At 41.0% G+C, this 24,628-nt stretch carries 20 protein-coding genes; 9 read left to right on the forward strand and 11 right to left on the reverse strand.

Annotated elements, in window-relative coordinates:
* Positions 1–12 precede the first annotated feature (12 nt).
* Both F8C76_RS03070 and F8C76_RS19050 read right to left on the reverse strand, forming a co-directional pair.
* Positions 13–1,230: a DegT/DnrJ/EryC1/StrS family aminotransferase gene (locus tag F8C76_RS03070; RefSeq protein WP_152130422.1), complete on the reverse strand. Its 1,218-nt coding sequence runs from the start codon at positions 1,228–1,230 to the stop codon at positions 13–15.
* Positions 1,227–2,366: a glycosyltransferase family 4 protein gene (locus F8C76_RS19050; protein WP_335341877.1), complete on the reverse strand. Its 1,140-nt coding sequence runs from the start codon at positions 2,364–2,366 to the stop codon at positions 1,227–1,229. The genes F8C76_RS03070 and F8C76_RS19050 overlap by 4 nt, the downstream gene beginning before the upstream one ends.
* 226 nt (positions 2,367–2,592) lie before the next feature.
* Between F8C76_RS19050 and F8C76_RS03080 the strand changes: the two genes are divergently transcribed.
* Genes F8C76_RS03080 through F8C76_RS03090 form a run of 3 tightly spaced genes read left to right on the forward strand, consistent with a single transcriptional unit; the run spans position 2,593 to position 7,720 of the window.
* Positions 2,593–4,542 carry a polysaccharide biosynthesis protein gene (locus F8C76_RS03080; protein ID WP_152130423.1) on the forward strand — a complete coding sequence of 650 codons (1,950 nt, stop codon included), beginning with the start codon at positions 2,593–2,595 and terminating at the stop codon, positions 4,540–4,542.
* A 12-nt stretch (positions 4,543–4,554) separates the two neighbouring features.
* On the forward strand, positions 4,555–5,319 hold the full coding sequence (locus F8C76_RS03085) for a polysaccharide biosynthesis/export family protein (protein ID WP_152130424.1): 765 nt from the start codon (positions 4,555–4,557) through the stop codon (positions 5,317–5,319).
* Between the two features lie 40 nt (positions 5,320–5,359).
* A complete protein-coding gene (locus F8C76_RS03090; protein ID WP_152130425.1) occupies positions 5,360–7,720 on the forward strand; it encodes a GumC family protein in 2,361 nt (786 codons plus the stop codon).
* Positions 7,721–7,725: 5 nt separating this feature from the next.
* Here the strand turns inward: F8C76_RS03090 and F8C76_RS03095 are convergent, their stop codons facing one another.
* Positions 7,726–8,469 (reverse strand): tyrosine-protein phosphatase, encoded by a 744-nt coding sequence (locus F8C76_RS03095; RefSeq protein WP_152130426.1) that lies wholly within the window; start codon positions 8,467–8,469, stop codon positions 7,726–7,728.
* Positions 8,470–8,770: 301 nt separating this feature from the next.
* Between F8C76_RS03095 and F8C76_RS03100 the strand changes: the two genes are divergently transcribed.
* From F8C76_RS03100 to F8C76_RS03125, 6 genes are all read left to right on the forward strand, one after another.
* Positions 8,771–10,045, forward strand: coding sequence for a sensor histidine kinase (locus F8C76_RS03100; RefSeq protein WP_152130427.1), 1,275 nt, complete (start codon positions 8,771–8,773; stop codon positions 10,043–10,045).
* Complete coding sequence (locus F8C76_RS03105) at positions 10,038–10,742, forward strand: response regulator transcription factor (RefSeq protein ID WP_152130428.1); 705 nt, start codon at positions 10,038–10,040, stop codon at positions 10,740–10,742. Before F8C76_RS03100 ends, F8C76_RS03105 begins: the two co-directional genes overlap by 8 nt.
* 73 nt (positions 10,743–10,815) lie before the next feature.
* A complete protein-coding gene (locus F8C76_RS03110) occupies positions 10,816–11,058 on the forward strand; it encodes a hypothetical protein (protein WP_152130429.1) in 243 nt (80 codons plus the stop codon).
* A gap of 72 nt (positions 11,059–11,130) precedes the next feature.
* Positions 11,131–12,222: a sensor histidine kinase gene (locus tag F8C76_RS03115; RefSeq protein ID WP_152130430.1), complete on the forward strand. Its 1,092-nt coding sequence runs from the start codon at positions 11,131–11,133 to the stop codon at positions 12,220–12,222.
* 11 nt (positions 12,223–12,233) lie between these two features.
* The gene (locus F8C76_RS03120; RefSeq protein ID WP_152130431.1) at positions 12,234–13,553 is read left to right on the forward strand and encodes a sigma-54-dependent transcriptional regulator; all 1,320 of its coding nucleotides are present in this window, start codon (positions 12,234–12,236) and stop codon (positions 13,551–13,553) included.
* A gap of 211 nt (positions 13,554–13,764) precedes the next feature.
* Positions 13,765–14,124, forward strand: a complete 360-nt coding sequence (locus F8C76_RS03125; protein ID WP_170283967.1) for a hypothetical protein — start codon at positions 13,765–13,767, stop codon at positions 14,122–14,124.
* Between the two features lie 54 nt (positions 14,125–14,178).
* Here F8C76_RS03125 and F8C76_RS03130 read toward each other — a convergent pair whose 3' ends face one another.
* The 8 genes from F8C76_RS03130 to F8C76_RS03165 all read right to left on the reverse strand — a co-directional run bounded on the left by F8C76_RS03130 (position 14,179) and on the right by F8C76_RS03165 (position 24,624).
* A complete protein-coding gene (locus tag F8C76_RS03130) occupies positions 14,179–16,866 on the reverse strand; it encodes a hypothetical protein (protein ID WP_152130432.1) in 2,688 nt (895 codons plus the stop codon).
* 246 nt (positions 16,867–17,112) lie between these two features.
* A complete protein-coding gene (gene mnmE / locus F8C76_RS03135) occupies positions 17,113–18,483 on the reverse strand; it encodes a tRNA uridine-5-carboxymethylaminomethyl(34) synthesis GTPase MnmE (protein WP_152130433.1) in 1,371 nt (456 codons plus the stop codon).
* Between the two features lie 157 nt (positions 18,484–18,640).
* Positions 18,641–19,702 (reverse strand): hypothetical protein, encoded by a 1,062-nt coding sequence (locus F8C76_RS03140; protein ID WP_152130434.1) that lies wholly within the window; start codon positions 19,700–19,702, stop codon positions 18,641–18,643.
* Positions 19,703–19,857: 155 nt separating this feature from the next.
* Positions 19,858–20,976, reverse strand: a complete 1,119-nt coding sequence (dnaN, locus tag F8C76_RS03145) for a DNA polymerase III subunit beta (protein WP_129654441.1) — start codon at positions 20,974–20,976, stop codon at positions 19,858–19,860.
* Between the two features lie 119 nt (positions 20,977–21,095).
* The gene (gldG, locus tag F8C76_RS03150; protein WP_152131455.1) at positions 21,096–22,760 is read right to left on the reverse strand and encodes a gliding motility-associated ABC transporter substrate-binding protein GldG; all 1,665 of its coding nucleotides are present in this window, start codon (positions 22,758–22,760) and stop codon (positions 21,096–21,098) included.
* Positions 22,760–23,491 (reverse strand): gliding motility-associated ABC transporter permease subunit GldF, encoded by a 732-nt coding sequence (gldF, locus tag F8C76_RS03155; protein WP_129654440.1) that lies wholly within the window; start codon positions 23,489–23,491, stop codon positions 22,760–22,762. Before gldF ends, gldG begins: the two co-directional genes overlap by 1 nt.
* Positions 23,491–23,793, reverse strand: a complete 303-nt coding sequence (locus F8C76_RS03160) for a putative quinol monooxygenase (RefSeq protein ID WP_152130435.1) — start codon at positions 23,791–23,793, stop codon at positions 23,491–23,493. Before F8C76_RS03160 ends, gldF begins: the two co-directional genes overlap by 1 nt.
* Positions 23,794–24,624, reverse strand: a complete 831-nt coding sequence (locus F8C76_RS03165; RefSeq protein ID WP_152130436.1) for an SAM hydrolase/SAM-dependent halogenase family protein — start codon at positions 24,622–24,624, stop codon at positions 23,794–23,796. It abuts the gene before it with no gap.
* Between the last annotated feature and the right edge of the window lie 4 nt (positions 24,625–24,628).

The raw sequence follows: 24,628 nt of genomic DNA on the forward strand, positions 1-24,628 counted from the left end.
ATAAAGTCTAGCCTATGTAGTTGCCATTAAAACCGATTCCACACAGGATGCGACCGTTTCGCACACGTGTATTATTTCTTCCTTGGTCAACTGGGGGTATATGGGCAAGGAGATTTCATTCTCGTATAGGGCAAAGGCCGTTGGGCAATCTTCAATGCGGTACCCCATTGATTTGAACAAACTCAAAAGCGGCAGAGGTTGAAAATGTACATTCACGGCAACATCCTTGGAAGAAATCTGATTTATAATCTCATCTCTTTGCTTTTCATTCACATTTTTGATCCGGAGTGCATAGATATGACAAGAAGATATAGTAGCGCCATCACTGTAATTCGGGAGGATGGCCCATTTTTTTTCGCTAAAATACTTGTTGTACGTCAAGAAGATATCTTTCCTTTTTGGTAAAATAACGTCCTTGTAAATGGCCAATTGTCCTAGACCTATTGCGGCAAGTACATCGGGCATATTTATTTTTAGACCTGGGTAAACAATATCATACCGCCAAGCACCTGCCTTTGTTTTGGTAAAGGCGTCTTTGGTCTGTCCGTTAAGGGAGTAACATCGAAGATCGGCATAAAGTTCCGCATTGTCAAAAGGCTCTGGAAAGTTGAGACATATGGCCCCGCCTTCGGCGGTGGTCACGTTTTTTACTGCGTGTAACGAGAAAATGGTCACATCCGTATGCTGGCCTACCGAAACACCTCTGTACTTTGCGCCCAAGGAGTGTGCGGCATCAGAAATAATCAATATTCTTGCAAGCTTTTCTTGAATTTCGTTTGAAGGTTCAAACAGATGTGCTTTGCGGTTTATCAGCGTATTTAAAGCTTCATAATCGCAGGGCCACCCTCCTATATCCACGGGCATTATGGCCTTGGTTTTTTTATTGATGGCTTTCTCAATATTGGACATTGATATATTGAAATCATCACCAACGTCAACAATTACGGGAGTTCCACCTGCATGAATAACACTCAATGCTGTGGCAGCATAGGTGTAGGCAGGAACAATGACTTCATCTCCCTCCTGTATTCCAAACCATTTTAGCATTAGTAAGGCACCAGACGTCCAAGAGTTTACACAGAGAACTTTTGGAGCTTGACAAAATCTCTCAATCTGGTTCTCCAGTTCTTTTACTTTTGGTCCTGTGGTTATCCAACCAGAATTTAAAGAATCTAAAACTTCATTTTTGATATTCTCATCAATATAGGGAGGTGAAAAAGGTATTTTCATAAATATTCTGCTTTGGTTAAAACTTCTTTTCCATTGCTGCTTTTCATGGCCAAGCATGAAAAATATAACTGCATGTAATCTTTACTGATTTTATCAATTGAAAATTGCTCTACATGTACTTTGGCATTCGCCGCGCAACTATCATAAAGTCCTTTATCCCTGGCCAATAGTATCATGGCTTCCGCCAATTGGTTTGAATTGTCGACATCAACAAGAATGCCTTCTTTTCTGTCCCTGATGATTTCTTGGCATCCCGGAACTTTGGTGGTGATGGAGGGAATGCCTGTGGCACAGGCCTCCAGTAAGACCCTTGAAAAGCCCTCCCTGTATGTTGGAAGAACAAATGCGCTGGAAATTTGAAGCCAATGGGGGATATCTGTTCTTGGGCCCAACCACTCCACATATTCTGAATATTCTTCCAATATTTGTTGATTGAGACGTTTGGAATTTTCTTCCAATGGGCCTATTAGCAAGAACTTGAATTTGTAACCTTGATCGGAACAGATTCTTGCGGCTTCCAAATAATTGATTACGCCTTTTTCGTAAACCAATCTGGCCACACAACAAAAAGTGAAGGTTTCTGACTGTTTTTTATGTGAACCAGTATATACGTCAAGCTCTATTCCACTTCCATAAATGAGTGAACTATTGGTCTCATTCACGAGGTGTTTGTTCAAAAAGAAGTCTCTATCTTGCTTATTTTGAAAAGTAGTATGGGTGACCCTATTGCGCACCAATCTATGAAAGGAGGCGTGGACTTTTCTTAATATTCTATTCTTTGGGCCATTTGACATGAAGATTGTCCCTAAGCCTGTTATGGTTCGCACAATTTTTGTGTTAGCACTCTTTAAGGCAAGTGGCACCAAAAAAGCGGGTTTGGTATCAAAAGTTTGGACAATGTCGAACTTTTCATTTCGGAAATAGCGGTTGTAGAACCAAAGAGTATGAATATCTGATATGGGGTTAAGCTTTCTGTTTAAGGCGTACTTTAGATAACGTATCTGCTTAGGGTATGTATAATCTGCTGACCCTATAATGGTCACATCAAAGCCGTTTTGCATCAACCGTTGAGCGAGGGGAATCCTCTTATGGGCATCCTCACCCCCGACTAAGCAAATTTTAACTTTGGTACGCACAATAGCTTTGATTTAGGTTTAAAGCAAATATCTAAATTCTAAAAGATATAGAATTACATTAACCATAGGTTTTAGTTAAAATGAAGGTTTACCTTGTTATATTGTCACTTTAACGGGCCTTTATACTAGGGTAGGGTCATTTAAGCGATTAATAAACCGTTTTACCGATTTATCAGAGCTTGACTTGGGTTTATTTTTACATTTGTTATGTACAAATTTTGCCCCTATGAACTTCTTTAAAACTTTGCTATTTGAGAATATCGGGAGATATGGATCCAAACGAATGGTTCTTTTTATTGACCTATGTCTAATAGCACTGTCCTTTATTTTGGCCTACTTCATACGTTTTAATCTGAGCTTTGATTTTGACGTGCAAAAACTTTGGACCCAATTGCCTGTGGTGCTTTCTCTTTTTTTGGTTTCTTTTTTGATTTCTGGAAGCTACAAGGGAGTTGTAAGGCATACTGGTATGAAGGATGTCTATGCAATTTTCAATGCTGTTTGCTTGGCAAGTATTGGTGCAATTGTAGTTGTTTTGCTCAATAGATATATGGATTTGGTATTGGATTTTACCATTCCTCTGTCAATTATTATTATAAACAGTTTGGTTTCCTTTATCGCTTTGACTGCATCTAGATATGTGTTTAAAATTTGCTATGAGAGTTTAATGAAGAGCGGCCATGACCCTGCTAAAAATATTATTTTGTACGGAGCTGGAGAATCAGGGATAATTACATACAATACATTGACCAATCATTCAAAGTTGCGGGTTAAGGTGGTAGGTTTTGTGGATAGTGATTTACAGAAAGTCGGAAAACATATCAATGGGGTAAAAGTATATGATAAGTCTATATTGACGGACGAGTTTGTCAGATACAATAATATCTCCGAAGTAATTTTTTCAATTCAGAATATAAGCCCCAAACAGTTGAGAATTTTGGTAAATGAGATTGTTGATTTACCGGTTAAAGTGAAAATTGTTCCTCCAGTGGAAGACTGGATCAATGGGGAACTTAAAATCTCACAGATCAAGAGGGTGCAGATAGAGGATTTATTGGATCGCCCACCCATTGAGATAAGAAATAGTAAGGTGGCCAACGATTTTCAGAATAAAGTTATAATGGTTACTGGCGGGGCTGGATCAATTGGAAGCGAATTGGTAAGACAAATTTGTAAGTATAACTACAGAACACTCATTGTTGTTGACCAGGCCGAGTCCGCTCTTTACGATCTTCAACAAGAGTTGAAGCAATCTGGGTTCTATAATTTCATCCCCATTGTAGGTGATATACGTGACAAGAATAAAATGCGGGTCTTATTTGAGGAATATAGACCGGACAGAATCTTTCATGCAGCAGCCTACAAGCATGTCCCACTAATGGAACAAAATCCATATGAAGCTGTAAAAATCAATGTGGCGGGCACAAAGACCATAACTGACTTAGCTGTTGATTTCAAGGTGGAAAAGTTTGTTTTTGTTTCAACGGATAAAGCAGTGAACCCAACCAATATCATGGGCGCATCCAAGCGTATTGCCGAAATGTATATAAGTTGTAGGCAACAGGATGGGTACACAAAATTTGTTACCACAAGATTTGGAAATGTTTTAGGGTCCAATGGTTCGGTGATACCTTTATTTAGAAAGCAAATAGAAAAGGGAGGACCTTTGACCGTAACGCATAAGGAAATCACCAGATATTTTATGACTATTCCTGAGGCATCCCAATTGGTGTTGGAGGCTGGAGCAATGGGAATGGGTGGTGAAATATTTATTTTCGATATGGGAGAGTCGGTTAAAATAATGGACTTGGCAAAGAATATGATTCGCCTTTCCGGATTACATTACCCGGACGACATTGATATTAAAGTTACGGGCTTACGTCCCGGGGAAAAGCTTTATGAAGAACTGTTGGCCAATGGAGAGAACACACTTCCTACATACCACGATAAAATCATGATCAGTAAGGTTCGGGACATTGACTATAATACCACTAGAACATTGATTGAAGAACTTTGCATTTCAAATCTTTTCTTCAAAGACAATGTTGTCCAATTGATGAAAAAGATTGTACCGGAATATATATCCAACAATTCAGATTTTTGTAAATTGGACAACCAGAAAAAATTGGTTGGCACCAAAAGTCATGAAAGTGAAATTCCCCAACTAAATAACTAAATAGATACCTCAATGTACCAAAAAGTAAAATTTGCATGCAGCATTGCTCTTGTATGCATACTGGCGTCATGTACGCCCTCCAAAGACGTTGTTTATTTCCAAGATGCAAGCCAATTTGAAACTTTGGTCGATAATAATACATTTACAACCAAGTTCAAAGTGGACGATTTATTGAGTATTCATGTTTCTACATTGGATCCAGAAGCCAGTGCGCCTTTTAATTTATTTAGAGGGGCAGAGGAAGGGGGCATGAGGGCCGAGCAGGTAAATTATTTGGTTGATAAAAATGGGGAGATAGACTTTCCCGTTATAGGAAAAGTAAAAATTATTGGACTTTCTCCAAGTGAAACGAGAGAGTTGTTACGTGAGAAATTGGCAGATTACCTTAAAGATCCAATTATAAACATAAGGATAAGAAATTTTACTGTTACCGTTATGGGGGCGGTCAATAGACCGGGAACTTATTCCGTAAATGGGGAACAGATCACCATAATGGAAGCATTGGGGCTTGCAGGAGATATTAATATTAAAGGTAGAAGGGACAATGTAATGGTGCTTAGAGACTTTGATGGCACTAAAGTTTATAATAGAATAGACCTGAATAGCAAGGAAGCACTAAAATCCCCCGTCTATTACCTTACCCAAAACGACGTTGTGTATGTTGAACCCAACAAATCAGGAAAGACAGCATCTAGTTTGGACCAACGAGCTTCAATAGCGGTTTCCGTGATATCAATTTTGATTACTTCCACTGTAGTTTTATTGACTAGAAATTAATTCGTTTAGATTGTAAGTTTTATTATTTCTGTAAGATATTATGGCCGACCCCAAATTTGACCTTAAGAGTATTTTAGATTCTTTCCTGAAACAGTGGAAATGGTTTCTTGTTAGTGTATTGGTGTTTATTTCATTGGCATTTTTATACATGAGATATTCAATTCCACAGTATAGTGCATCAGCCAAGATTCAAATTATTGAGGATAAGGGTGGAACATCTGAATTAAGTGTGTTAAAAGATTTGGATATTTTTTCTGGAGGAAAAACTCAAATTGAAGATGAGGTTGAAATTCTCATGTCACGTAGTAATTTGGTAGAGGTTGTCAAGAAATTAAAGCTGAACGTAAGATATTTTGTACTCGGAAATATACGAGACAGTGAACTCTATGGAGGTAAATATCCGTTTAATATTAATTTTATTTCTCCAGATTCAATAGTGAACAAATCCACTCACCAGTTTTTTGTAGAGATTGTTTCCAGTACTTCTTTTAAATACTCAGAAAGCGAAGATTCGCCGTTTAAGCAGTATGATTTTGGATCCAATGTTAAAACCAAAATAGGAGATGTAATATTGATTCCCAATACGGAATACCTTGAATCTTATAGAAATCATCGCCTAAAAATTGTTGTGCGCCCAATACCTAAAGTGGCTTCTGGATACCGACAAAGATTGATGGTAAGTCAGGCCGCAGAATTTTCAAACATAATTAACATAGCGTTGGTCGACCCTGTAAAAGAAAGGGCTATAGATGTGATAGATGAGCTTGTTTTAACCAATAACGCAAATGCTGTTGCAGATAAAAAAGCAGTTGCAGACAGGACTTCCGCTTTCATCAATGATAGAATAGCTGAAATCTACACAGATCTCTCATCGGTTGATGAGTCTGCTGAAACCTTCAAAGAAAATAGGGGTATTGCGGACTTAGGTTCACAGAGTAGTGTTAATTTTAGCCAGAGTGCTGCAAGTGAGCAAGAGCTTCAAAGTGCAAATATCCAGCTGAATATTGCGAACTCAATGAAGGATTTGATTGGTGAGCAAGAAGGTTTTGATATTATTCCTACCAATGTTGGACTGGATGATTCAGGGATTTCAAATGCGGCCCAACGTTACAATGATTTGGTGGCACAAAGGAACAGATTACTGGAAAGTTCCAATGAGAAAAACCCAGTTATTGTAAAACTGGATCAACAATTGGAAGCTTTAAAGCGGGGGATGCAGTCTAGTTTGAATAATGTAACCAACAATTTGGATTTAAGGGTAAATAGCATAAGCAAGCAACTCTCCCAAATTAACTCAAGGATTTATGCAGCTCCAAGTAATGAAAGGGCCTTGAGGGATATTTCCAGACAACAGCAAACCACAGAGTCTCTATACCTGTACTTATTGCAGAAAAGGGAAGAGTCGCAAATAGCTTTTGCCTCTGCTTCCCCAAAATCAAAAATTGTGGATGCTGCATATGGATCTAATCAACCCATCTCCCCCAAACCAAAACTAATCTATTTGGGAGCAATTCTCGTTGGATTATTAATACCATCTTCCATAATCTATTTGAGGGATATTTTAGATAGCAAGATTCACAACAAGTTGGATTTGGAGAACAACGCAGGTGATATCCCAGTACTTGCTGAAATCCCAAAAATTGGCAAGAAAGCCAGTAAATTGGTTAAAAAAGAAGACCGTTCCGTACTCGCGGAGTCCCTAAGGATTTTAAGGACCAACTTGGACTATATCCATAAGTCCAAGGGAAAAAGTGATAAAGCCAATATTATCTTTGTTACTTCCAGTGTCCCTGGAGAAGGAAAGACCCTGATATCTTCCAATTTGGCAAACATCTTTGCCAATACAGGTAAAAAAGTTTTGCTTATAGGAGCTGACATTAGGAACCCAAAATTATATACATTCTTTTCGGGAGATACTGACTCCACAGACAATAAGCCCAAAAGAGATGTGAAAATTGGGTTAACGGAATATTTGAGCAACCCAAGTGTACACTTGAAGGACATCATTAATCCTGCACAGGACCTGTATGGCAATGTAGATTTGATCTATTCAGGTAAAATACCGCCCAACCCTACAGAATTACTTATGAACGACAGAATGGAAGAGTTGTTCAACGAAGTATCTGATGGGTATGATTATGTGGTAGTGGATACAGCCCCTCTGATGGTAGTTACTGATACGCTTCTGATCAGCGAGTATGCAAATCAAATACTATACGTGGTCAAAGCCGGGGTTACGGAAACAAAAGTGTTGGATTTTCCTTTGAAACTCAAAAAGGAAGGAAAACTCAAAAACCTCTCCTTCGTGGTCAACAATGTGAAACAGAACAACTTGGGGTACGGAGGGAAATACGGCTACGGATACGGCAAGACCATTAAAAAATGGTGGAGCTTTGGTTAATATAATCAATAAAAGGTTTGTATTGTATTTTCAATGATGGGAAGCAAAAGGTTTAGGTTGCTTCTGGATATTTTGGTTTCCTTGATGAGGGATAATTGCCTCATATTATGAACATCCGAACCCACATAGTCAATCAACCCGTCGCGCAATAGTTTCATGGCTGTTTTCTGAACCTCATTCCCATAGGCAAGTGGGTTAAGCGACTGAAGATTCAACTGAAACAAAATTCCTTGTCGCTTTAAGGAAGGGTAGATTTTGTACTTTCTATGGTAATACATATAGCGTTCGGGATGGGCAAATATTGGGAAATAGTTGTGCATGGCTATCTTATCAATGGCCTCGTTAAAATTCAGCGAAGGCTGTAGGTAGGACATCTCTATCAAAAGATATTCTCCTTTTAGGGCCATGACCTGCTCACTTTCCAGTAAATTTTCAAAATTGTCATCAATCATGTGCTCAGCCGCTGGTTCAAGCGAAATATTGGCCATTTGCTTGGATATTATTTCATTCACAAGCAATTTATGGGCCGCATATATGGTGTTGGGGGTATTGTCGTAATGATTGTGCATGATATGGGGAGTGCAAACAAAAGTTGTAATACCCAGCTCAGAAAAACCGTTCAACAAGTTTATGGACTCTTTCACATTTTTGGCCCCATCATCTATACCGGGGAGTATATGGTTATGTATGTCCACCAAGCCATGCAGATAATCGGCCAAGAAGTATTTTTTTTGAAAAAAATGAAACATGCTTAAAATTTGGAAAACAAATATAAGGGATATGTGAAACAGGCTACACAAACCTTTCCCTATAAAAGAAGAGATTAAATAAAGAAAAGGGTACAATTAAAAAGGCCAATCCAATGGATTGACCTCTTCAGTGTTTTTCGGAAAAAGTTACACTACTTAATTCTTTATTAACTAAACTCAAGGGTAAAAATAAGGACTTGTACAGTAACTTGGGATTAACAAAAAAACAAAAAGATTAATGAAAGATTAATCTACTTAACCAATGGGTAAATTGCTGGTGTTTTTTTACTTATTTCGCAATATGCTGACAAAGAGAAACGTATATGTTGTTGTTTTTGTGGTCTCTGTCATTGGACTTTTGGTAGTACAGTATCAATATTTGAAGGTAGGGCTGGGCTTGGCCCGGGTACAGTTTTCAAAAAAAATAGACGAAGCAAGAAGCCATATCAATGAGGAACTTTCCGAGTTCAATACGCTTTCCTATACCCTTGCCAATGCCATAACCAAGGATACTTCTGAAGTGAGAATCGGTTTGGACAGTCTGGAAAGAGCCTCACAGTTTTACCTGAATGATTACATATCCTATCAACTGGGCGTGTCGGGGATAGACGCTCCTTTCACATATGCCTTGTATGCTAGGGATTCCACGCTATACCTTAGCTCTCAAAAGCCACATGTAAAGGGTAAGGACATACTCACCTATCCCATAAAAATTGAAGGGTATCTTCCCGAACATCTACAAAAGGAAGTGATCTTGGAGCTGGGCTTTGAGGATATCAATACGTATTTCTACCGTCAGCTGAATGGTCTTACCATTCCAGGGCTGTTATTCCTTTTGGCTATTATAGTGGTAGTGTTTTGGGTGTTACGATCTTTTTATTGGCAGAGCAGTATCATTACCACTACCAACGATTTTATAAACAATCTTACCCATGAGCTCAAGACCCCGGTATTTTCCATAGGCTTGGCAAGCAAAATACTGGAAGATGGTCTTCCGGAGGATAAGAAACCGGTTCTTGAACTCATACGCAGGGAAACAGATAGACTCAAACAACATATAGACAAGGTGTTGGAGTTGGCCAGCTTGGAATCGGGAAAAAAACTGATGCAGTTCGCCGAATTGGATTTTAGACCTGAGCTTAACCGGATATGTGAGGATTTTAAAATGCTTGCACAGTATGAGAATACGGATTTTGAATATCAATTGGAAGAAGGTCCGTATCATATGCGCTTGGAAAAGTTCCATTTGGAAAACGCCATTCTCAACCTATTGGAAAATGCCAAAAAGTATGCGGACGACCCCAAAGTACGGTTAAAGGCCCATGTGCATCGAAGGAAGTTGATCATTGCCATTTCAGATAATGGACAAGGTATTTCAGAAAAGGAACGAAAACGGATTTTTAGAAAATACTATAGGGTGCAAAATGGTGGCCTACACAAAGTAAAGGGGCATGGTATTGGTTTGTCCTACGTGCAAAAAATTGTGCGGATGCACCATGGCCATATTAAAGTGGATAGTGAACTGGGAAAGGGGACTACGTTCACGCTTTCTTTTAACCTAACAAAAAATGGATAACACGTATAAATTGATTTTGGTGGAAGACGATGCCTCCTTGGGGTATTTGCTTTCGGAGTATTTGGGAATGAAGGGCTTTACGGTCTCGTGGGCCAAGGATGCCAAAGATGCACTCTTAAAAGTCAACGCCAATGTGTTTGATTTGGCCGTTTTGGATGTAATGTTGCCAGATATGGACGGTTTTGAACTATCCCAAAAGATTAAAAGCATAAACCCCCAGCTTCCATTTATTTTTCTAACCGCACGATCCTTAAAAATAGATGTGTTGAAAGGGTTTTCCCTAGGTGCTGTGGATTACCTGAAGAAACCCATTGATGAAGAGGAGCTGGTGGTAAGGATCCATGCGCTTTTATCCCGTTTGTCAAGTACGCAACCAGAGGAAGGACAAGTATCCAGTTATCAAATAGGCGATTACACCTTGGACACGGATAGATTTAGCCTGAGATATAAAGATGAGGAGATAAAACTTACGGGTAAGGAGTTTGACCTTTTATCTTTACTGGCGATAAATATGAACCAACTTTGCACACACAAGGAAATCCTGACCACCATTTGGGATAAGAACGACTACTTTAACAAAAAGAGCCTCAACGTTTTCATCTCACATTTGCGAAAACATTTGGCCAAAGATTCCAGAATAAGTATTGTGAATGTAAACAGGAGAGGATTTATGCTCCGTGTGGAAGAAAGCAAATAATCTTTGTCGATTTAAAGTCATGGCCCGGTTTTTGTGGATTTCTCTGGATAATCCAACCAACCATTTTAGTTAAATGTTTAAATTTTTACGTAGCGAATCAAAAAAAACACCATTGGCCCATTTGGATGAACTTTTTAAGCAAACCATTTCAAAGTTGCCGGTCAATGAACAAATTGCCTATTGCCAAAGACTTATAGAAAGTTCCAAATACCAATTGACACAGCAATGCCCAAAAAAGGACTCATCCTATTTAAAGGGCCTCATTTTGGCAGCAGATGATGAAATCCAGAAATTAAGTTCAATAACCACAGATTAACTACACTTCCGTTTATAGTACCCTTCCATTTTGTAGATAGGAAATTAGTAATTTGCAAACAAAGAGAAAGCTTTGCATACTGCTGAAGAAAAATTAAGGGAGCGGATTAAGGAATTGACCTGTTTGTATGAGGTAACTTCTTTGATCGTGAATTGCGACTATGAGCAAATTGAAGAGGTGTTGCGGGCAATAGCCCATTGTCTTCAACGTGCCTGGCAATTTGATACCGATGCCCTTGTGGAGTTACAGACTTCATCATTGAACATCAAAACAGATGAAGAAATGGGGAAATCTGTCTTTTTGCAGTCCTCCATTAAGGTTTTTAATGAGCAAGAAGGTTTTATCAGGGTAGGGTACCCCTCATCCAAGTACACACGGTCCGATTTTCTTATAGAGGAACAGCGGCTTTTGGACAATGTATGTCTTGAAGTGGGAAATCTCTTGGAGCGTAAGGAAATCAAGGAAAACCAAGTGGATATCCGTAGACAGGTGGAGCAAGCAGACCGCTTGCGTATTCTTGGGGAGATTACAGCAGGGATTGCCCATGAGCTGAATACACCATTGGCCAATATTTTGGGCTTTGCCGAATTGTTGCGGGAACGGATTGAAGGAGACGCTGATGCAGAAAAGGATTTGGACAAGATTATTTCCAACGCTATATTCTCTAGGGAAGTGGTCAAAAAGCTGATGTTTTTTGCCTGCGAAATGCCACAGGAGAGGGCCAGGGTCAACATAGTACCCATAATTAAGGATGCCATTGACCTTTTAGGCACCACACTAAGTAGAAATGAAGTGAGTTGTGAATTGGAGCTTGGTCAGGAAAACATCACCCTAAAGATTGATAAGATCCAGTTGACGCAGGTACTTTTTAACCTTATTGTGAATGCCCTGTATTTTTCCCCTCCGAAGGGTAAGATAGTGGTAGCTGTCTGTGAACATCAAGAAACGGTGGTCCTTAAGATTTCGGATGAGGGAATTGGCATACCTGAGGACATGGCGAATAAAGTTTTCGACCCCTTTTTTACGACCAAACCCGTGGGAGAGGGTAGTGGATTGGGATTAAGTGTGGTGCACGGTATTGTAAAAAGCCATCAAGGCACCATCAAACATATGCCCAATAGCCCCAGTGGCACTATCTTTACCATAGAATTTCCCAAACTATAAAAAAAGTCAGGATGTTGAAGAAGGAAAATATACTGCTGGTAGATGATGACATACAGATTTTGGAGCTGCTGCAACGGCATTTAACATCCATGCACTACCATACCTATAGCGCTGTTTCGGTCAAGGAAGCACTGTACATTTTAAAAGATACGGCAATTGACCTCTTGATTACCGACATCAACATGCCGGACATCAATGGCATTCAATTGATCAAATATATGGCGGAACATTATCCGGATATTCCCAAACTGGTAGTTACCGGATTTCCATCAATCGATGATGCCATGAGGGTTATAAAATCCGGGGCCACGGAATATATTACAAAGCCTTTCACGAAATCGGAATTGGCCGATGCTGTTCAAAAATCCTTGGAATGTACCCAACACCGAAAATCCAAAGAGAAGGTGTTTCCAAAGGCGCAGCAAGGCTATGGGGAAATGATCGGCACCTCGGAGGCCTTTAAAGAGGTTGTGGAGATCATTGAACGGGTAAAGGACAACCATGCCACCATTTTGGTCCAAGGTGAAAGTGGAACAGGAAAGGAGCTTGTGGCCCGTTCCATTCATTATTCGGGCAAGTTTGCAAGAGCTCCATTCATTGCCGTCAATTGTGGGGCCATACCCGAGAATCTTCTTGAAGCCGAACTTTTCGGATACACCAAAGGGGCATTTACGGGTGCTTTTGAAACCCGGAACGGTTTTTTTCAGGCAGCCAATAATGGAACCATTTTTTTGGATGAAATTGGGAACGCCTCCCTAGCTGTTCAAGGGAAGTTGTTACGGGTTTTGCAGGAAAAGGAAGTTACCAAAGTAGGTTCACAAAAATCTGAAAAGCTTAATGTACGTGTCATTGCTGCCACCAACAGCAGCTTGACCGAACTTATCGAGAAGAAACTTTTCAGGGAAGATCTGTATTATAGACTCACAGTGGTCTCCATATCCGTACCTCCCCTTAGAGAGAGAATTTCCGATATTCCTATGTTGGTATCCAAGTTTCTTCAAAAGTATGGAGTGGAGTATAAGGACCGATTGGTAGGAATTGCTCCAGATGCGCTTGAAATACTGGAACGCTATCCATGGCCGGGAAATATCAGGGAACTGGAAAATGTTATCCAAAGAGCCGTTATAATGAGCGATGGCCAAGTGACCGTAAAGCATTTACCTGAGCAGGTGAAATTTCAAATAGATTTTCCTGAGCAGGCCTTGAAACCGCTCAAGCAAGTAGAAAAGGAATATATAGAAAAGGTGCTGGTAGCTACCGGGAACAACAAGACAAAAGCGGCTGAAATATTACAAATTGACCGTAAGACCCTTCGGGAGAAATTAAAATAGAGGTGAGGAGAAATGCACCATGCGGGTAATTTTCACCCACTCCCCAATTACGGATTTCCAAGAGTGGTATTTGTAATAGTCTAATTTTCAATTATTTATTTTTAGCAATGGTGGATGTGGCATTTTAGGCACACACTTTGCTTAAATCTGAAAGTATTATCATGTGCTTATGTCACGGAGGCAAAGTAATATGGTAACTTATTGAATTGCTATGAAAAAATACATATTTGCGTTGATGTTTTCAGTTTTCACCCTTGGGCTTCAGGCCCAATCTGTCCATATGGGTGAAATTGCTGTTGGGGATATTCTTGAGGTAGGTAAACCAGAATCCTCCCAATACGCACACATTGCATTCCCCAAACCCAATTTTATCATTAAACGTGGTGGATTGGCCAATTACAAAAGGGTAGAGGGGAACAAGGTTGTGGTTACTTCCGTTAAGGAGAAAAAAGATGGATCCCTACGAATAAAAATAAAAAAGACCGATGGCAGTCGTTTTTTTGGCAGCCATTGGCAAGTAGCGGCCAATGTCAAGGAAGCATTGGAGTCTGGCGAGCTTAGAAGAATCTAGTTTATTGATTGATGTGTTGTGCCCGACCCTGTTTCTCATTTGTTTGCTTAAAGGTTAGTTACTGGGGTCGGGCTTTTCATTAAGCCCTTTTTTTTCTTCCACCGAATATTCTTTTGTGGCATAACCCAAGCGGCCATCTTCCGAAATGGCCTCCACAATGATGATGTACTCTCCCAATATATCACCATTATAGAAACTACTGGAGGTATTCTGTGTTTGGTCCATGAAAATATTCGGTTGCCAATGTATTACCGATCGTAGGTCTGGTTTATCCTCTTGGGATGGAACGGGTTTGTCATATTTGGGAGCATAAAATTGTTTCACCGGTGTAAATAGGGATACCGAGGCCTTGAGGGTTCCTAGCTCTGGTCGGATAGGGGCCTGGACTCCCACGCCACCTTTGGTGGTTATAGAAATGATATGGCCCAAAGATGGTATTTCAAATAAGTCGGCCTGTGGAAATACGGTAAGGTATCGAGACTTGAAAAACTTGGCGTATTTTATGAGTTCCACGCGTTCCACTATCTCGGGAGACATGCTGGGGACATATTCGTAAAGATGGTTTTCCAGCAATTTTCCATCCACCATCAATAAAGTGGCTTCCCTGCTGCCGCCCCTTACGTGCGCCAACATAAACCCGTCCGGGAATCGCTCTATGGCTATTTGATCACCATAGTTGAACAAAAGGATGCTATATAATCCATACGACCATTCTTTTTCTTTGTCCCGTATATCATCACCAGAAATGATCACATCCGGTTCTCCGTATTTTTCATAAAGTTTTGCCCGCTCGGGAGTAAGAAAATGGTCTGAAACCACCACTTCGTCCAATTGGGTAACCCCATACAGAGAGTCAAATACCATCTCGGTACGAAGTCTTTCTTTCCCAGCCTCCATTACAGCCTTGACCACGGTGTCCGATTCTCGGATGATAGGTTTCTGTGTGTAGGTAATCTCAGGTGGGCTTATCGTGTCCAAACGTATATTGTGATTGACCTTCTTTCCCTTGGGGTCTACAGTGCTTAATAGATATTGCATTTTCGGACCGTAATCGTCATCCAATACAAAGCCGAATCGACCTAAACTATCGGTTTCCGTGGTGTAAAATTTGGTTGCTCTCCCAAAAGTGGCCAGGCTAACATTTATAGGTTCTGATGTATTTGATTTGTTTCGCAAAACTTGTACAGCCCCATTGATCTCAAGGCCTTTTTCCGGCCAAAATAAAGTATGCCCCGTTCGTTTTATGGGATATTGGTAATTTCTCCAACCCTGGGTGAGCAATAGCGCGTCCAAAGCCTCGAAACGTTCTGGGGTTTGAACCCTAAAATAATAATCCGGATCTTCTATGTCACCCCGTATTTCTGAATCCAACAGGAGATAGGAACGGATGGTATTGATGGATTCTGGTTGAAAGTGTGCTTTGTTCAGGACAAGGACCGATAAACTGATGTTTTTTGATTCGGATGGTGGCCCAATAATATGCAGGTTCAATTGGGTCTTTTCCCTACGACCATATACGTTTTTATCTGTCTGAACTCTAATATCCAAAGCTTCCCCATCTTTATGATTAAAGAAAAGTCGTTCAGCAATAGGCTGTTTAGCTTGATCCATAAGGGTAAAAACCAAGATTCCTTCAGGAAGTTCATTAGATGGCATATCCTTTACCAGTTTCCCATTTTTTAATGGGCCCTCCAGTAAAAAATAATCCTTCCCCCTACAGGCAACCTTGATATAAATTTTTCCTTTCAATTGGTTTGAAGAGATTCGGGTCCAGATTTTTTCGCCAACTCGGGATACCGATAGAGTACTCCCTTTCGGGGATACCTTGGGCAACGGATGGATATGGGTAGTTGTCCCAGTGGAATCATTATGTTCCGAAACTTTGGCATAATAGGTTCTTGCACTGTCAACCTGTATAGTCAAGGTTCCCATTCCTAAATGATTGGTTGAAAAATCACTGATAGGTTGCCCCTTATCATTAAAAACAGTGCCCTTTAAGCGTGCTCCTTTGCCATCTGTCCCTAAGGACTTAACGCCCAATTTATTGAGGAACCCATGAACCAGCTGTCCGCTTTCTGGAAAAAACTGTACATCAACGGATTTTTTCCTGAGGATGATGGTTTCCGAGTGGTATGAATCGGGGTTTTCTCCCAAGGATAAGGTTACCCAATCCACATTTTCGGGAGTTTCATAATCCAAGGTATAAATCCCATCTTTCTTCTTTAGTTCCAAGGTATCCTTTCCCACTCCATAATTGAGATACACAGGAATTTGTTTTTGGTCGGTGACTCCGATAGTGGAGCTGATTTCTCCAGTCAACAGAAATTTACCCGATTCCAGTTCGGTGGTGGTCAATGTATGTAAGATACCATTGTTGGTTGGGGATTCGGGTGTTATGATGTTGACATAGTCTTCAAAAATGAAATCATTGCCATAATTTCTGTTCCATTGGGTATAGGCGCGAATGAGGTAAAGGCCCACAGGGTAATTTTTACCCAGTTCAAAGGAACCATTACCCAGGCCCGAAGTCAGTTTGGTCAATTTGTGTTCAATGACCTTTCCATCGGGGCCAATTAAATCAACATACAACACCTGGCTTGTTGTACTTGGCAAATGATTTTCGGAGTCCACCACAACAGCTTTGAACCATATGTCCTGGTCCGTAGCATAGACCTGAGAACTCAATTGGATATAAATCTTTTCGGCCAAGGAGACATCCAATCGCCCATTGGTCTGTGCCATGGAAAGTAAAGGGAATAAAAGAAAAATTATGAGCAATCTATATAGGGATAAGGTCCAGAAGGTTCGGACAGTCTTTTTATGTTCACGTATTCTCTTTTTGGGCAAGATACAAGTGATTTAAATTGCTGAAATTTGGATGCTTACACTAAAATAGGGATTTGTTGGAGACTTTAGGCATGGCAACACATATGATGCTTAAATGGGATCAAATCTTTGGCCAAGGGTAAATTTGGAGGTCTTAGGAATTTATTTTCCGATGCAGAAATTGGAGAATATATTCCCCAATAAATCATCCGTGGTGACACTTCCAGTGATTTCACCAAGATGAAAGAGTGCTTGCCTGATGTCTATCGCCACAAGATCGCTTGCCAAACCAACGTCCATGCCCTCTTTTACTTTTTGTATTTCCTCCAGTGCTTTCAACAGGGCATCATAGTGTCTGCTGTTGGAAATAATGGTGCTGTCCCCACTCAACGCCCCTGAGTCTACAAGACTTAGGAGTTTGTTTTGAAGTTCTTCCATACCCGTCTGCTGCTTGGCCGAAAGGAACAATAGATTTGGGATTTCCTTTTTGAGCTGCCCCTTTTGTTCATCATTCAGAAGGTCTACCTTGTTGCAAATGACCAAAAGTTGTTTATTGGGATATTTATTCTTGATTTTTTCCAGCTCGGAACGGTCAAAATCAATGCGATCAAACAAGAAAATGATTAAACGCGCTTTTTCAATCTTGTCAAAAGTACGCTCAATACCAATTTTTTCAACGATGTCCTCGGTTTCCCGTATCCCAGCGGTATCTATAAACCTAAAATTTATACCATTAAGACTGATATGGTCCTCCACCGTATCGCGGGTAGTACCCGCAATGTCGCTTACAATGGCCCTTTCTTCATTCAACAGGGCATTGAGAAGGGTAGACTTGCCCACATTGGGCTGACCCACAATGGCCACGGGTATGCCATGCTTGATGACGTTGCCCAAAGCAAAGGAGTCGATTAGTTTTTTGAGTACTTCGCTGATTCGGTTCAAGAGGGCATTGAACTGGGTACGATCGGCAAATTCCACATCCTCTTGTGAAAAATCGAGTTCCAATTCTATCAAAGAAGCAAAGTTGAGAAGTTCTTCCCTGAGTTTTTGGATTTCGTTGCTAAAGCCGCCCCGCATCTGCTGCATGGCAATGTCATGCGCCGCTTCACTATCGCTGGCAATAAGATCGGCCACTGCTTCCGCCTGGCTCAGATCCATTTTACCATTCAAAAAGGCTCTAAGGGTGAACTCCCCGGCAGAAGCTGTTCGGCACCCTTTCTGTAGTATCAATTGTATGATCTGTTGTTGGATATACGGAGATCCATGACAAGAGATTTCCACCACATTTTCACCGGTATAGGAGTGGGGTCCCTTAAAAATGGAAACCAACGCTTCATCCAAGACCTTACCATCATCAACAATATGCCCCAAATGAATAGTGTGACTCTTCTGCTTGGCCAATTCTTTCCCTTTTACCGATTGAAAAACGGAATCAGCCATGGAAATGGCATCCGGACCCGAAATACGAATCACGGCTATGGCCCCAGTTCCTGATGGAGTGGCAAGGGCAACGATGTTATCATTGTACAACATTTGACAAAATTACAATATTTGGATTGGGTTAAAATACTTTCTATAAATCGAAGCCTATTACCAAATACTTTTAAAAAAATAAAGGCTAGAATTCTTATTCTAGCCTTTATTCGTGTATTATCAGGTTTATAACCTAGTTAAAGGAGTGGTTGTCCCATTATTGACAGACAACTGCATGCGCAATAACATAGATTTCGCCATCTAAATTCTCTTCAATGGAATATTGACCAGGGGCCACTGTGGGTTTACCTTTTTTATCAACTGGGAACATCTCGTTACCAGCATAGGTGTGAGTTTCATCAACATCATAAGCTTCATCAATATTGTAGGTAACAGTCACATTTCCATCCACATAACTTACATCAACGGTGCCTACCAATTCTCCTTTTGAGATGTCGCACTGACCAGCACCGGCATAAATTTCATATGATTCCTCGGTTCCTTCAGCCAATGGACCAATGGACCAGCCCCATCGTTTATTAAAACCTTCTTCAATAAAGCAGGTGTTACCATCGTTTCCTCGAGCAAAAGCGGTTTCGCAAGAAGGTTCACTTACTTGACATTCAATTTTGTAAGGTAGCAGTAACATTTGCAAACCATTATCAGGTACCAATACTATCCCGGCGAAATCACCAGATGCAGGAACAAATCCATCTCCTTCTGAAGTTGCCAAACTAACCAGTTCGCTGATCCTAGATTGTTCATATGTACCCAAACCACTGCAGCTGGTGCACGACTCACCTTCAACAAGTACCCATATAGCTGCTTGTAAATCACCATAGGTAAAAAGTGTACCGTCTGAGGATGGTTCTCCAATAATCTTTTGGTTCAATAACCAGTTTAAAGAATCAAAGTTATCCACAACTTCAAATGGCAAACCAGTCAAATCACTGTAACTGGAAATAACTTGAGCATCGAAACAGCTGGACAATCCTTGATCTTCATCAATGCACCATCCAGGATATATCCCGGCCAAGGGACCATCGGTAATTTCAATATCCCAATATGTTCCAGTGGAAGAGGTAACGCCTTGGCCAATGACACAGGCAGATACGGTTTCGGGCAATGGAGCAAGAGAAGCCTCCAAGCATCCATCTTCAGTAACAATACCCGCGGAGATATTGACTGAGGATAACTCTTCTTTTGAAACAGGTTCGGTTTCGCAAGAGTAGAAAGCAAATGCGAAAATCGCAAATGCGGTTAGTGTTATTTTTTTCATGTTCAAAAGTTTAAGGTTAAAATCATTAATTGAATAAAAGTATAAAACATCTTATTCAACGGATTTTATCCACGATGAACACAGGTTATAATCGATGAAAAGCACACATGGTCCGTGGGGTCACATGAAAAAAGTAAAAACTGTAGGAAACCCCTTTAATTATTGAGCATTACAGGCATAACCAGCATGGTCACGTGCTCTCCTTCATCCAGTCCATCAATAGGGGTAAGGATACCCGCCCTGTTGGGCAAGCTCATTTCCAATGAAACATCATCGGAAGAAAGATTATTGAGCATTTCTACCAAAAAACGTGAGTTGAACCCGATCTGCATATCATCCCCTTGGTAGGAGCAGGACAGACGCTCCTCGGCCTTATTGCTGTAATCCACATCCTCGGCGGATATGTTCAGCTCGGCTCCAGCAACCTTCAAACGGATTTGGTGCGTGGTCTTGTTCGAAAAAATGGAAACCCTTCGTACTGAACTCAAGAATTGATTTCTGGAAATGGTCAGTTTATTGGGGTTTTCCTTGGGAATTACCGCCTCATAATTGGGGTATTTTCCATCAATCAATCTACAGATCAATACTGAACTGTCAAAAATGAATTTGGCATTGCTGTCATTGTACTCGATGGTTACCTCGGATTCCGAACCGGCCAAAATCCCCTTTAACAGATTCAAAGGTTTTTTGGGCATAATGAATTCGGCCACTTCCGAAGCGGTCACATCCTGCCGTTGGTATTTTACCAACTTGTGGGCGTCTGTGGCCACAAAGGTGAGATTCTCCGGGGAGAACTGAAAGAACACCCCGCTCATTACCGGGCGAAGGTCGTCATTGCCAGCGGCAAAAATGGTCTTATTGATGGCCGTTGCCAAAATATCACCCAAGAGCGTGGTAGAACTTGGATTGGAAACTTCAACGGCTTTTGGAAATTCTGCACCATCCGCGTAGGCCAAGGCGTATTTACCGTGGTTTGAGCTTATTTCCACTGTATTGTTATCTTCAACAACAAAGGTCAGAGGTTGTTCTGGAAACGTTTTTAGCGTGTCCAACAACAACCGGGCAGGAACCGCAATGGTGCCTTCGGCATCTGAATCCACTTCTAGTACCGAACTCATGGTGGTTTCCAGGTCGGACGCTGAGACCGTAAGTTGATTTTGTTTTAGATCAAATAGGAAATTGTCAAGGATGGGCAAGGTGTTGCTATTGTTGATAACTCCTCCCAAAACCTGCAATTGTTTCAATAAATATGTACTGGATACAATAAACTTCATCAAAGAAATTCTTTAGCTATGTTGTCCGTTGGATGTTTCATCCAAGTAAACGGGCCGTGTAATCGACAAAAGCAAATATATCTTAAAACGATTAAGCAGAGAAACAAATTTATTAACAGCTAGGCGGTGAATTTTCGCTTTCTCACATAGTTGAAGAAAATGCCCAAAACCAATGTCAATACAACTGGTATACCGATGTTTATTAGCTGCCATCGTGTTTTCTGTTCCGCAATTTTTTCAACATCCAAGAGCGGGATGGACACTTTTCTGTTTCGAATGTTTATAAGTCCGGTATTGTCCAAAAGGTAATTGGTGCAGTTCACCAAGAATTCCTTGTTGCCATAGAAACTATTGGTCCATTTGTCATACCCAAGTTCCAAGGGTCTGCCGTTACGCAATTGGTTTTTGATGACATCCCCATCGGAGATGACAATCATTTTGTTTTCAGGACCTTGTTCCTCGGTATTTCGAAGATCTAAGGGTTTAACCCGGTTCTTGTACATGGAAACAAAATCTCCCTCGATCAAAACGGCCAAGGGTAGGTCACCATTAGTGTACGATTCCCTATCCGGAGGATTGTTTAAAATATCCAAACTGATCTGTCTGGGGATACCATCAGTTTTCGACAGGGGGGAGCTCTGGAGCAAAACGGTCTTTTGGTAATCGTTGTCCAATACTTCCATAGGGCTGGTGAACTGGTATCGAACCGCTTCTATATTGGTGTTGATGGGGTGGTTGTTCCTTGAAAACACCATGGGATTGTAATACCAGGGAAGGGGATTGTATTGGGAATCATTTCCTTCCCCTGTGGCCAATACAATTTGGGTAAAGTACATATCGTTGACCAATACCGGGTTGATACGCACCCCGTACTGAAAGAAAAAATCCTTGAGGTTAAGGTCACGGGGCAAGGCAAATGCACTTCCTTCGCCACTATAGATGCTATCCATTTCCATGGCCACTTGATCCATCAACCAAATGGATTTACCACCCTGCACCACAAATTGATCCAATACGTACTTTTCTTGATCGGTAAAGACTTCTGTGGGTTTAGCCACCACAGCCAAGTCAAAGTTTTTGAGCTGGTCCAGGACCTTTTGGGGGCTGGTTGCCACGGAATCCAAAGTAATGGCCCCAATATTATAATAATCGCGAATGGTGGTCAGGTAATCGGCCAAATATAGATCATCGAGCTCTCCATTTCCTTTGATCACGGCAATACTCTTTTTATCCGTAATGCTCAATTTCGTAAAGGCATCGGCAAAGGCGTACTCCAATTGCTGCACCGAATTGTTGATGCGGTCTTCGGCCGTTGAGCCGAGTTTGTTCTTTAAAAGTGGAACTTTAACGGTATTGTCCTTGTAGTTGACCATGGCCCAAGGAAATACCAATTCTTGGGAAACCTTTCCGTTCTCTTCAACCGTGATATTGGCGGGTTGAAGGCCTAGACCTTGAAGTTCTGCAATGGTCTGTTGGGCCTGACTTTCATCTTCCAAAGGATCTACCAAATTATATTTGATGTTGCTGTTTTTTGAAGCAAAAGATTCCAACAACTGAATGGTCTCGGTTTTGAGTTTGGAAAATTCTGGAGGGATGTTTCCATCCAACAATACATCCACAATGACAGGGGAATCAAACTTTTGGACCACCTCCACGGCTGGTTGGGACAAGGTGTAGCGTTGGTCTTCGGTCAAGTCCAATCGGGTATATACCAAACTTGCAATAAGATTCAGTACAATGACAACAACAACGGCCTTAAGCACGGAAACAAAAAACTTTGACATCATCTGGGCAATTGTTTTAGGCGTTGATGGGTGAGGTACAGAAAAAAGAGGGTCAGGGAGATAAAGTATATCAAGTCCCTGGTGTCCATGACCCCTCTGGCGATACTGTCAAAATGCGATTTGGCTCCCAGACCCTGTATCCATTGTTGGGTTTCCCCATTGGAAAACAGAGAGGACAAGGCATCAAATCCATTGAAAATCATGAAACAAATGAGGATACCCACCAAAAAGGCAATGATCTGGTTATCCGAAAGGGTAGAGGCAAAGATTCCAATAGAGGCATAGGCCGCTATGAGGAACAACAATCCAAAATAGGAGCCGATAACCACTCCTAAATCAAAATTACCCTCAATGACCCCCAAGTTGGAAATCGCAAAAACATAAATGATAGTGGGAACCACGGCAATGACACATAACAGAAATGCGCCCCAGAATTTGCCCAAAACCAACTTCCAAACCGAAATGGGTTTGATCAACAACAATTCCAAAGTACCCATTTTGCGCTCCTCTGAAAAACTCTTCATGGTAATGGCCGGAACCAAAAAGACAAAAATCCATGGGGCCAACAAAAAAAAGTTGCCCAAATCCGCAAAGCCGTAATCAAAAATATTGTACTCCCCTTTAAACACCCATAGAAAAAGACCATTGAGCAGTAAAAAAGATCCTACGATCAAATACCCAATGGGGGATGTGAAAAAAGACTGGACCTCTCTTTTAAAAATTGCAAACATTATTCTGGAGTTGAGGAATTTACCTTGGCTACGCTCCAAGCTTCCGGTTTATCGGCAAACAGGGTTTTGGTATGTCCCCAAACCGTTCTAAAAAAATCTGATGTCCTATAGTTTTCCAAATCTGATTCCTTTTCCCAGAAGCTGTACGTAAAAAACACGCTTGGATTCTTGAGGTCTTGGTAAAGGTCCACCTTGGAACACCCTTCAAAAGCCAAAATCCCGTTTTTCGATTCATCAAAAATTCGCTCAAAACTAGGAATATTTTCGGGTTTAAAGGTGAGTTTTACGATGCGTATCAGCATTTATGAAAAATTTATGGTTACAATGTCCCTGTAGTTCAATCCCAAAAGGGTAGAAGCCCCTCCTACGGAATTCAAGTCACTTTTATAAATGGCAAGCTCAATATATCCGGCAGAATTGAACAAGGCCAGGGCGTCACCGGGACCTTTTCGTTGACTCCTGTCCAAGTCGAAATTGATAATGCCGTTATAGCTTTTCTGGATTTCCTTGATCTTGGTGGTGCGGGCGGTCAGTTCATAGTCCCGTCCATTGCGATAGGCTTCAAACAAGCTTCGCTGTATGTTGGTGACCACATTGCCGTAGTTGTCAATATAAATGACATTTCCAGAAATGGTCCTTCCATCATTGGAGACACGGGGTTCAAATTCCTTGAGTTCCTTGAGTGCGGCAAAAGGTTTTCCAATCACCTCCAATTTACCGCCCCGGGCAATATGGCAGGCCACTTGTACAAAGACATTCAATACGGGAAAAGAACCGGATTGGGTATTGGGCAGTTGTATTTCCACTACTTTTTCGGGAGTCACCTCCGATGTGATCAATGAAATGACCCCACTATTGGCACTTACAAAATAATGTCCATCCACCTGCACCACAATATGCTGGTTTTCAGGGGACAGTTCGGAATCCACCCCAACAATATGTACGGAGCCCTCTGGAAAGGAACGGTAGGCATTTTTAAGGATATAGGCACACTCTTGGATGTTGAATGGACCTATGGCATGGGAAATATCAACAATGTTCACCTCGGGCAGACTACCCAGAATGGTCCCTTTTACAGCACCTACAAAGTGGTCTTTATAGCCGAAATCTGTAGTTAAGGTTATGATTGCCATGCAA

The sequence above is a fragment of the Flagellimonas olearia genome, assembly GCF_009184425.1.
Lineage (GTDB): Bacteria > Bacteroidota > Bacteroidia > Flavobacteriales > Flavobacteriaceae > Flagellimonas > Flagellimonas olearia.

Excerpts from the sequence above, each read along its gene's own strand:
- F8C76_RS03095 (WP_152130426.1), bottom strand. The coding sequence starts at position 8,469 with ATGTTTCATTTTTTTCAAAAAAAATACTTCTTGGCCGATTATCTGCAT.
- F8C76_RS03105 (WP_152130428.1), top strand. The coding sequence starts at position 10,038 with ATGGATAACACGTATAAATTGATTTTGGTGGAAGACGATGCCTCCTTG.
- gldF (WP_129654440.1), bottom strand. The coding sequence starts at position 23,491 with ATGTTTGCAATTTTTAAAAGAGAGGTCCAGTCTTTTTTCACATCCCCC.
- F8C76_RS03085 (WP_152130424.1), top strand. The coding sequence starts at position 4,555 with ATGTACCAAAAAGTAAAATTTGCATGCAGCATTGCTCTTGTATGCATA.
- F8C76_RS03080 (WP_152130423.1), top strand. The coding sequence starts at position 2,593 with ATGAACTTCTTTAAAACTTTGCTATTTGAGAATATCGGGAGATATGGA.
- dnaN (WP_129654441.1), bottom strand. The coding sequence starts at position 20,976 with ATGAAGTTTATTGTATCCAGTACATATTTATTGAAACAATTGCAGGTT.
- F8C76_RS03120 (WP_152130431.1), top strand. The coding sequence starts at position 12,234 with ATGTTGAAGAAGGAAAATATACTGCTGGTAGATGATGACATACAGATT.
- F8C76_RS03070 (WP_152130422.1), bottom strand. The coding sequence starts at position 1,230 with ATGAAAATACCTTTTTCACCTCCCTATATTGATGAGAATATCAAAAAT.
- F8C76_RS03100 (WP_152130427.1), top strand. The coding sequence starts at position 8,771 with ATGCTGACAAAGAGAAACGTATATGTTGTTGTTTTTGTGGTCTCTGTC.
- F8C76_RS03160 (WP_152130435.1), bottom strand. The coding sequence starts at position 23,793 with ATGCTGATACGCATCGTAAAACTCACCTTTAAACCCGAAAATATTCCT.
- F8C76_RS03140 (WP_152130434.1), bottom strand. The coding sequence starts at position 19,702 with ATGAAAAAAATAACACTAACCGCATTTGCGATTTTCGCATTTGCTTTC.
- F8C76_RS03165 (WP_152130436.1), bottom strand. The coding sequence starts at position 24,624 with ATGGCAATCATAACCTTAACTACAGATTTCGGCTATAAAGACCACTTT.
- F8C76_RS03090 (WP_152130425.1), top strand. The coding sequence starts at position 5,360 with ATGGCCGACCCCAAATTTGACCTTAAGAGTATTTTAGATTCTTTCCTG.
- mnmE (WP_152130433.1), bottom strand. The coding sequence starts at position 18,483 with ATGTTGTACAATGATAACATCGTTGCCCTTGCCACTCCATCAGGAACT.
- F8C76_RS03125 (WP_170283967.1), top strand. The coding sequence starts at position 13,765 with ATGAAAAAATACATATTTGCGTTGATGTTTTCAGTTTTCACCCTTGGG.
- F8C76_RS03130 (WP_152130432.1), bottom strand. The coding sequence starts at position 16,866 with ATGGCACAGACCAATGGGCGATTGGATGTCTCCTTGGCCGAAAAGATT.
- gldG (WP_152131455.1), bottom strand. The coding sequence starts at position 22,760 with ATGTCAAAGTTTTTTGTTTCCGTGCTTAAGGCCGTTGTTGTTGTCATT.
- F8C76_RS03110 (WP_152130429.1), top strand. The coding sequence starts at position 10,816 with ATGTTTAAATTTTTACGTAGCGAATCAAAAAAAACACCATTGGCCCAT.